This window comes from Flavobacterium sp. UBA4854 (assembly GCF_002399805.1).
GTDB classification, from domain to species: domain Bacteria; phylum Bacteroidota; class Bacteroidia; order Flavobacteriales; family Flavobacteriaceae; genus Flavobacterium; species Flavobacterium ginsengisoli.
Genome location: NZ_DHEI01000028.1, coordinates 48,099 through 56,464, shown reverse-complemented (window position 1 = coordinate 56,464; position 8,366 = coordinate 48,099). Strand labels below are relative to the sequence as shown.

At 33.2% G+C, this 8,366-nt stretch carries 12 protein-coding genes and 2 tRNA genes; 7 read left to right on the top strand and 7 right to left on the bottom strand.

What is annotated here, in order from left to right; genetic code table 11:
* A partial coding sequence (locus tag B3J44_RS03555) for a hypothetical protein (protein WP_286965826.1) occupies nucleotides 1-603 on the top strand: 603 nt, incomplete at its 5' end.
* Between the two features lie 131 nt (nucleotides 604-734).
* Nucleotides 735-1,502: a DUF4369 domain-containing protein gene (locus B3J44_RS03550; RefSeq protein WP_286965824.1), complete on the top strand. Its 768-nt coding sequence runs from the start codon at nucleotides 735-737 to the stop codon at nucleotides 1,500-1,502.
* Nucleotides 1,503-1,747: 245 nt separating this feature from the next.
* Here the strand turns inward: B3J44_RS03550 and B3J44_RS03545 are convergent.
* The 7 genes from B3J44_RS03545 to idi form a co-directional block, all read right to left on the bottom strand.
* A tRNA-Thr gene (locus B3J44_RS03545) sits at nucleotides 1,748-1,821 on the bottom strand.
* Nucleotides 1,822-1,934: 113 nt separating this feature from the next.
* Nucleotides 1,935-2,008, bottom strand: a tRNA-Thr gene (locus B3J44_RS03540).
* Between the two features lie 76 nt (nucleotides 2,009-2,084).
* Entirely contained in the window at nucleotides 2,085-2,351 is a 267-nt protein-coding gene (locus tag B3J44_RS03535) for a hypothetical protein (RefSeq protein WP_111364281.1), read from the bottom strand.
* 56 nt (nucleotides 2,352-2,407) lie between these two features.
* Nucleotides 2,408-3,376 (bottom strand): type I phosphomannose isomerase catalytic subunit, encoded by a 969-nt coding sequence (locus B3J44_RS03530; protein WP_286965821.1) that lies wholly within the window; start codon nucleotides 3,374-3,376, stop codon nucleotides 2,408-2,410.
* Between the two features lie 57 nt (nucleotides 3,377-3,433).
* The gene (locus B3J44_RS03525; RefSeq protein ID WP_198857691.1) at nucleotides 3,434-3,892 is read right to left on the bottom strand and encodes a peroxiredoxin; all 459 of its coding nucleotides are present in this window, start codon (nucleotides 3,890-3,892) and stop codon (nucleotides 3,434-3,436) included.
* A 3-nt stretch (nucleotides 3,893-3,895) separates the two neighbouring features.
* Nucleotides 3,896-4,306, bottom strand: coding sequence for a 6-carboxytetrahydropterin synthase (locus tag B3J44_RS03520; RefSeq protein ID WP_095929382.1), 411 nt, complete (start codon nucleotides 4,304-4,306; stop codon nucleotides 3,896-3,898).
* Between the two features lie 20 nt (nucleotides 4,307-4,326).
* Nucleotides 4,327-4,854, bottom strand: a complete 528-nt coding sequence (gene idi / locus B3J44_RS03515; RefSeq protein WP_073408979.1) for an isopentenyl-diphosphate Delta-isomerase — start codon at nucleotides 4,852-4,854, stop codon at nucleotides 4,327-4,329.
* Nucleotides 4,855-5,147: 293 nt separating this feature from the next.
* Between idi and msrB the strand changes: the two genes are divergently transcribed.
* The 5 genes from msrB to B3J44_RS03490 form a co-directional block, all read left to right on the top strand.
* Nucleotides 5,148-5,702 carry a peptide-methionine (R)-S-oxide reductase MsrB gene (gene msrB, locus B3J44_RS03510; RefSeq protein WP_198857692.1) on the top strand — a complete coding sequence of 185 codons (555 nt, stop codon included), beginning with the start codon at nucleotides 5,148-5,150 and terminating at the stop codon, nucleotides 5,700-5,702.
* Between the two features lie 7 nt (nucleotides 5,703-5,709).
* Nucleotides 5,710-6,318 carry a peptide-methionine (S)-S-oxide reductase MsrA gene (msrA, locus tag B3J44_RS03505; RefSeq protein ID WP_286965819.1) on the top strand — a complete coding sequence of 203 codons (609 nt, stop codon included), beginning with the start codon at nucleotides 5,710-5,712 and terminating at the stop codon, nucleotides 6,316-6,318.
* Between the two features lie 360 nt (nucleotides 6,319-6,678).
* Nucleotides 6,679-7,131, top strand: coding sequence for a carboxymuconolactone decarboxylase family protein (locus B3J44_RS03500; protein ID WP_286965818.1), 453 nt, complete (start codon nucleotides 6,679-6,681; stop codon nucleotides 7,129-7,131).
* Between the two features lie 79 nt (nucleotides 7,132-7,210).
* Nucleotides 7,211-7,549, top strand: a complete 339-nt coding sequence (locus B3J44_RS03495) for a YciI family protein (protein ID WP_286965816.1) — start codon at nucleotides 7,211-7,213, stop codon at nucleotides 7,547-7,549.
* 62 nt (nucleotides 7,550-7,611) lie between these two features.
* Nucleotides 7,612-8,366, top strand: a 755-nt coding sequence (locus tag B3J44_RS03490) for an RNA polymerase sigma factor (protein ID WP_286965939.1), incomplete at its 3' end; no start/stop codon positions are given.

The following is an 8,366-nucleotide window of genomic DNA, read 5'->3' as shown; positions in this document are numbered from 1 at the left end:
GTAACAATAAGTACTCCAAACGGCGGAGAATATCCTAAAGTATTTTTAGCAGATTTTGGAACAGCAGGATGTAAAGACATAAACAACCTTACTCGAAAAGGACAATTAAAAGTAACTCTTACAGGTCCAATTATGGAAAATGGAAGTAAAATGACAATTGAAAGAATTGACTACTCAATAAACTACACCAAATTAGAAGGCACTATTGAATACACTAACACCACAACTGTTGCCACTACACCACAATGGACTAGAAAAGTAATAAATGGCAAACTTACAGACATACAGGGAGGAGTTTACATTAATTCTGGATTTTATACCACTAAACAAATTGCAGGCGTAGATACTCCTTTGGTTTTATCTGACAATGTATACGAAATAACAGAAGGCTCACATAAAGTGACATCTGCAAATGGCGAATCAATTACCTTAACAATAAAAGAGCCATTGACTAAAAAATATTCTTGTTTATTCATCTCTAAAGGACAATTGAAAGTACAAGGAGAAATTTTAAACGGAGTAATAGATTACGGAAACAACGACTGTGATGCGCTTTACACCTACACACAAGAAAATGGCGCTTCATACAAATTATCAATGTAAGACCTTTTCTTGCATTACTTTAAAATCCCAATTTAGAAATAGATTGGGATTTATTTTTTTATAAAAATAAAACAACAGCCTCATTACATTTAAACTATTTTCTTTATTTTGCACCAAAATCTCAAAAACTAATGAAAAAAACACTAATTGCTTTTGTTACTCTTGCAGTATTAGCATCTTGCAGCAAAAAAGAATCTGCTGCTGACAACCTACACCTTACAGGAAACATTAAAGGTTTAAAGACCGGAACTTTATATATCCAAAGAGTTGTAGATACTTCTCTTGTTGCCATCGACAGTATTAAAATCGACGGAAATTCAACTTTTGAAAGAGATATCAAATTAGAATCTCCTGAGATGCTTTATTTGTTTCTAGATCGCGGTGTAACAAATTCTTTAGATAACAACATCTTATTTTTTGCTGAGCCAGGAAACATGAATATTGAGACCAATTTGGACAACTTCATTACAGGTGCAAAAATTACCGGATCTAAAAACCAAGAATTATACGAAGAGTATCAAAAAATAAATGTTCGTTTTAGAGATGAAAATCTTTCTATGGTAGAATCAAAATTCAAAGCCTTAAAAAGACAAGATCAAAAAGCAATTGACAGTATAGATGCAAAACAGCAGTCAAATATCAAAAGAAAATATTTATACGCTACAAACTTTGCTATAAACAATAAAGATCACGAGGTAGCACCTTATATTGCTTTAGCAGAAATTTACGATATCAATTTAAAATTTCTTGATACAATCCAAAAATCGATGACGCCAAAAGTAGCTCAATCTTTTTACGGAAAGAAATTGACAAAATATGTATCTGAAATCAAAAAAGAAGAACAAAAGGCTCCTGCAGAAACTAAAACAGAAGCTGCAGCAACTGAAGCAAAAAAATAATTTCATTTTTATAAAAACAAAAAAGCCCTGAATATTTCAGGGCTTTTTTTTATATCTTAAATCAACAAATTTCAACAAGAAGACATTCATGCTCGCTATTAATATTTTCAAGCGTTAAAAGGCAATTATATCATCAAAATAAAAACAACTTAAATCGATTTTAATTAAACAACAAACACAAACTGTAAAACTGGAGTTTGATTTTAGGCATAAAAAAAACCACCACATTTCTGTGATGGTTTTTGAGCCGATAGAGGGACTCGAACCCACGACCTGCTGATTACAAATCAGCTGCTCTAGCCAGCTGAGCTACATCGGCCTATTTTGCGAGTGCAAAGATATAAATGTTTTTTAATATTCCAAAAAAAAATTCACACCTCTCTCTATAATTAAAAAAACCATCACATTTCTGTGATGGTTTCCGTTTTTTTGAGCCGATAGAGGGACTCGAACCCACGACCTGCTGATTACAAATCAGCTGCTCTAGCCAGCTGAGCTACATCGGCCTCATTACGGGTGCAAATATAAAGCGGTTTTTCAATTTCCCAAAATAAATTTGCACTTTTTTACACTTTTTTTTTCTTATAATGCGTTGATTTTTTCAATCAATTGATTAGCAGCTTGTTCTAATTCAACATTAATTTGTTTGAAATGTGCTTTTTTATTTTCAACGTTCTTTGCGTTCACTTTTGTAATCAAAGTATCGAATGCAGCGATAGCTTCATCGACCAAAGCATTCGTTTCTGGAGTAGGATTTCCTGTTGTTGACATCTCAAACAAGTAAACTGCTTCAATAATATCTCCTAATACGAAGTTGATGTCTTTCTTTAAATTCTTAACGTTTGCCATTTTCTTTTTATTTTAATTTGCGTCTGCAAAAGTACATATTATCTTTAAATTTAATGCTAAGAAATGTAAATTTCTAAAATTGAAGCTTTTCCGATCAAATTAAATGCATTTATTGCAGCTGGAACCAAAACAGTATCTCCTTTTTTATAAGCTTGCTTGAATCCGTCATATTCAATTTCAAAATCACCTTCGATACACATATATACTGTAAATGTTTCTCCATTTTTGGCAACTTCTAACTTATTTTCTAACGGAAGGAAATTCGTTGTAAAATACGGACAGTCTACAACAGTATTTGAGGTATTAACTTTTGTCTCGTATTTTTTCTGTGTATCTACTTTATTATAGTTAATTGCGTCTAGTGCAAGATCTACGTGCAATTCTCTTTTATTTCCTTGCGCATCTACACGATCAAAATCATATAACCTATATGTAATATCAGAAGTCTGCTGAATTTCTGCAACAACTAATCCTGCACCAATAGCATGAACAGTTCCTGTTTCCAAAAAGAATACATCTCCAGATTTTGCTTTCACATCATCTAAAATCGAAACCAAAGTATTATCGTGCAAATGTTTTAAGTATTCTTCTTTACTAGAATCTTCTTTAAAACCAACAATAATTCTAGCATCTGCATCGGCTTGCATTACGTACCACATTTCAGTTTTTCCGAATGAGTTGTGGCGTTCTTTTGCCAACTTGTCGTTTGGATGCACTTGAATAGAAAGATCTTCTCTAGCATCTAGATATTTAAAAAGTAACGGAAATTGCTTTCCAAAACGCTCATAAACTTTAGTTCCTAAAATAGCATCTGGTGTTTCATCAATCAAATCCATTAAAGATTTTCCTTTTAAAACTCCATTTGCAACGACACTTATATCACCTTGTACAGTAGACAATTCCCAGCTTTCGCCAGTAATTTTAGAAACGATTGGTTTGTTTAGAATAGTTTTTAGTTTTTCTCCTCCCCAGATTCTTTCTTTCAAAATCGGTTCAAATTGCAAAGGGTATAAATTCTGACTCATGTTTTTTAGGCTAATATATTTGTTTAATTAATTCTAATTTGATACTATTTTGGTAATCTATGATACTAATTCTTGAACAATTTCTAAGGCTTTCGGTATATGTTTGGCAGCATTTGCACTATCAAATATCGAAATCAATAAACCATTCTTATCAATTATATAAGTAACGCGTCCTGGCAAAAGCCCGAACAAATTATTACGAACACCAAAAAGTTTTCTTAATCTTTTATCTTGATCTGAAAGCAAAATAAAAGGCAATTTATGTTTAGAAGCAAATTTATGATGTGACTTTACACTATCGCTGCTAATACCAATTACCTCAGCTCCTAAATCTTTAAAATCTTCGTATTGATCCCGAAAACTGCAAGCTTCGGTTGTACATCCTGGTGTATTATCTTTTGGGTAAAAATAAATCACCAGTGGCTTTCTTCCTAAAACACTTTGGCTTTCAAAAAGTTCACCATTGTTGTCTTTCGCAGTAAAATTCGGAACTATATCTCCTATTTTTAATGACATTTTTTATTCTCCTTTATAAGTTACAAAATTTCGGTCCGTTTCGTTCAGCACAACTTCAAGATCAAAGTCGGCATGAATTCGTTGTCTAATTTTATTCCATATCACAACAGCAATATTTTCTGCAGTCGGATTCAAATCTGCAAATTCTGGAACATCCAGATTAAGATTTTTGTGATCAAACGGAATTTCTACTTCTTCTCGTATAATATCCGCTAATACTTTCACATCTAAAACAAAACCAGTTTCCGGGTCAATCTTTCCTGTAACACTTACTGTTAAACCATAATTATGACCATGAAAGTTCGGATTATTGCATTTTCCAAAAACAGCGTCGTTTTTTTCAAATGACCAATCCTTTCGATGCAGTCGATGTGCAGCATTAAAATGTGCTTTTCTTGATATGGTTACTCTCATTTATGTTTCTGGTTAGTTGGCTACAATTTATGGTCTTCAAGATAATGATCAAATTCATCAAAAATTATCTTAAACCAAACGGTGTAAATTTCGGGCTGTTTTTCAATATCTGCTTTCACATCTTCAATACTCATCCATTTCCAATCTTCGACTTCGTCTGGATTTATATTTGGCTCCTCATTATAATAACCAATCATAACATGATCCAATTCATGCTCTGTCAAACCATTATCAAAAGGCGCTTTATAAATAAAATGAAAAAGCTCTTTCAATTCTGCCTTAAAACCCATTTCTTCAAATAATCTTCGGCTTCCCGCTTCGATATTGGTTTCTCCTTCTCTCTGATGACTGCAGCAAGTGTTTGTCCAAAGCAATGGAGAATGGTATTTATGATGAGCACGCTGTTGCAGCATAATTTCGTTTTTACTATTTAGAATAAAAACCGAAAAGGCACGGTGCAAAAGCGCTTTTTCATGTGCTTCTAATTTTGGCATTAAGCCAATCTGTTCATCGTTCTGATTAACTAGTATTACGTTTTCTTCTGTCATAAGGCTTCTTAAGCAAACAAAAATACGAAAAAAGAAATGGCTTAAAAATCCTAATTAAGTTTGTCAAAAGCTTTGCTTTAGACTAAATTTCTATTTCCTTGATTTACAACTCTATAATTCTGCTAAAAATTAAAAGCTGTTAAAATTAAGACATAAAAACTAGATTGTCTCATTTTACGTAACTAATAAAAAGTTAAAACACACTTAAAAAAATCTCAATAATAACCTTGTCTGTAATTTGAAGCTAAATCTCGGCGTATCTTTGAAATACAGATTATAGCACCCAAGAACTTATGAAATCTAAAAATCTAATTTTCAGCCTTTGTTTTCTACTTCCGCTCTTTATTTTGCAAGCTTGCGGACAAAACACTAAAAAACAAACTACACAAACTGCTGTTATGGAAAATAAAATCAGTAAACCCGGAAATCCTTATTATTCGAATACCGACACCACAAAACTTAACGTAAGCAACGCCGAATGGAAAAAGGTTTTACCTGAGGATGTTTATGCTGTAATGCGCGAAGCCGACACTGAAAGACCTTTTACTGGAAAGTATTGGAATTCTGATGAAAAAGGAACTTATTACTGCGCTTCTTGCGGAAACTTACTTTTTAGATCTACAGCTAAGTTTTCAAGCAGTTGCGGATGGCCAAGCTTCTTTGAACAGGAAAACAAAAAAAGCATAGTTTTTAAAGAAGATAACTCACTTGGAATGGAAAGAACCGAAGCGCTTTGTGGACGTTGCGGCGGGCATTTAGGCCATATATTTGACGATGGTCCCGCTCCTACCGGAAAACGCTACTGCATGAACTCGATTGCTCTTGATTTTATTCCCGATAACAAATAAACTAAAAATGAAAAATATACTTTTAATATGTCTTTTTGCGCTTTCGCTAAATGGCATTTCTCAAAACAAAAAAGCAAATCTAGAAACTATTACTCTTGGTGGAGGTTGCTACTGGTGCGTTGAAGCCGTTTACGAAAATCTGGACGGAGTAAAATCTGTTGTTTCTGGATTTTCAGGAGGGAATGTTGCTAACCCTACTTACGAAGAAGTTTGCACGGGAGAAACGGGCCACGCCGAAGTGGTTCAGATTACTTATGACAAAACTGTAACTGATATTAACGAGATCTTCAAAGTTTTCTTTACCGTTCACGATCCAACTACTTTAAACCGCCAAGGCGCAGATGTTGGCACACAATACCGCTCCGTTATTTTCTATAGAAATGACGAACAGAAAAAAGCGGCCCAAAGCATTATTGCCGATCTTAACAAAGCAAAAGTCTACAATAGTCCGATTGTGACCAAGGTGGAACCTTTTAAAGTTTTTTATAAAGCCGAAGATTATCATCAAAACTATTATGCGAACAATAAAAACCAGCCGTATTGCAAAATGGTGATTCAGCCTAAAATAGAAAAGTTTGAAAAGGTTTTTAAAGATAAACTCAAAAAAAATAAATAGTAATAATTGGTATTGTAAAGCTTCGGAGAAGCGAAATATTTATAGCAAATAATAGAATTTTACAATTATAAAGCTCCAGAGGAGCGACATATATTTTTATAACCTAATATATGTCGCTCCTCTGGAGCTTTTTTTATTTGTCATATTGAAATTCTATAAAAATTTTACCCCGCTGGGGTTTGCCGATAGAATAATTTTATAAATATTCCATTGAAAAAATATCTTTTTTTATTTCATAAATCCCTATAAACACTAGGATTTTCTTTTAACTAAAAAAATATTTTACTTTTTTTTCAATTATTTGTCCAATTCTGAAAGTTCGATTGTTATTAGGATATAAACAATTAAAAAATACACATCATGGAAACTAGACTTAATTTATTCGAACAAGGTCAAAAAGCAGTTAGCACATTATTTGGAATTAGCGGTTACTTGAAAAAAGGAACAATTGAAGCTTCTCTTATGGAATTAATCAATTTCAGAATCTCTCAAATCAACAACTGCGGCTATTGTTTAGACATGCATTCAAAAGAAGCTTTAGCCGCTGGAGAAACAACACAACGTTTATTTGGATTAAGTGTTTGGAGAGAAACTCCGTATTTTACACAAAGAGAAAGAGTCGCTCTTGCTTTAGCAGAAGCTGTAAATGCTTGTGATGTTCCAGACGAAATTTATGAAATCGCAAAAGCTGAATTTACAGAACAAGAATTAATCGATCTTACACTTGCAGTTGCTGCCATCAACGCTTGGAACCGTCTTAACATCACTTTTGCCAATGTACCTGGAACTTATAGAGTTGGACAGTTCGGATAAACAGTAATTGATTTTATTTTGTAAAAACAATTAACTTTATACAACTCAAAGCAAATTATTCAATTTAAAAACATAAAAAATGAATGAGTTTTTATTGATTTTCAGAAGAGATTTTAAAACAAAAGAAACACAGCCATCTCCAGAAGAATTGCAGCAGCATTTACAGCAGTGGCAAAACTGGTTTGGAAGTCTTGCGGCTCAAGATAAACTGGCAAGACCTTTACAGAAATGGGACGGCCAGGGAAAACTTGTAAACTCAACCAAAGGAATTACCGACGGACCTTTTGTTGAAATTAAAGAATCTATTGGCGGATTAATAATAATTAAAGCCAAAGATTATGACGAAGCAGCCGAAATTGCGCAAGGATGTCCTGTTTTAAATTTTGGCGGAAATGTCGAAATTAGAATGGCCGTTTAGATTAAATCAACTTAAACAAAAATGCCTTTGTATCTTTACTAAGGCATTTTTCTCTTAAAAACATGGAGCACAAAGAACTTTTACCAAACTTATTCAGAACCGAATATCAAAAAATAGTTTCAGTTCTCTGCAGCTTATTCGGAATTCAGCATATCGAAATTGCAGAAGATATTGTAAGTGATACTTTTTTGACTGCTTCAGAAACTTGGGCAATTAAAGGCATTCCAGAAAACCCTTCAGCTTGGCTTTATACCGTTGCCAAAAATAAAACCAAAAACTATCTGAAAAGAAACAACGTTTTTGAGACCAAAATCGTTTCCGAAATAAAGCACAACACTCCATTAAACAATCCTGAAATCGACATTGATTTATCTGATCAAAATATTGCAGACAGTCAGCTTGCGATGATTTTCACGGTTTGTAATCCGTGTAATTCTGAAGAAGCTCAAATTGCCCTTGCTTTAAATTTATTATGTGGTTTTGGAATCAATGAAATATCCGATGCTTTTTTATCTAACAGAGAAGTCATTTACAAAAGAATTAATCGAGCCAAAGAAAAGCTCAAAGAAGAAAACATAAAAATTCAACATCCAAACAATGCTGAAATAAAAGACAGGATACAAACAGTTTTAAAAACGATTTACCTGCTTTATTCAGAAGGCTATTACTCTATTTCGCAAAACACCACTTTACGAAAAGATCTTTGCTCTGAAGCGATGCGTCTGACTTATTTACTAATTCAGAATGAAAGTACAAATCTACCACAAACCAATGCATTAATGGCGCTGATGTGTTTTCATTCCTCAAGGTTTGATGC

Coding starts and splice junctions, on each gene's coding strand:
- B3J44_RS03520 (WP_095929382.1), bottom strand. CDS start 4,306: ATGAGAGTAACCATATCAAGAAAAGCACATTTTAATGCTGCACATCGA.
- msrB (WP_198857692.1), top strand. CDS start 5,148: ATGAAATCTAAAAATCTAATTTTCAGCCTTTGTTTTCTACTTCCGCTC.
- B3J44_RS03550 (WP_286965824.1), top strand. CDS start 735: ATGAAAAAAACACTAATTGCTTTTGTTACTCTTGCAGTATTAGCATCT.
- B3J44_RS03500 (WP_286965818.1), top strand. CDS start 6,679: ATGGAAACTAGACTTAATTTATTCGAACAAGGTCAAAAAGCAGTTAGC.
- B3J44_RS03525 (WP_198857691.1), bottom strand. CDS start 3,892: ATGTCATTAAAAATAGGAGATATAGTTCCGAATTTTACTGCGAAAGAC.
- B3J44_RS03495 (WP_286965816.1), top strand. CDS start 7,211: ATGAATGAGTTTTTATTGATTTTCAGAAGAGATTTTAAAACAAAAGAA.
- idi (WP_073408979.1), bottom strand. CDS start 4,854: ATGACAGAAGAAAACGTAATACTAGTTAATCAGAACGATGAACAGATT.
- B3J44_RS03530 (WP_286965821.1), bottom strand. CDS start 3,376: ATGAGTCAGAATTTATACCCTTTGCAATTTGAACCGATTTTGAAAGAA.
- msrA (WP_286965819.1), top strand. CDS start 5,710: ATGAAAAATATACTTTTAATATGTCTTTTTGCGCTTTCGCTAAATGGC.
- B3J44_RS03535 (WP_111364281.1), bottom strand. CDS start 2,351: ATGGCAAACGTTAAGAATTTAAAGAAAGACATCAACTTCGTATTAGGA.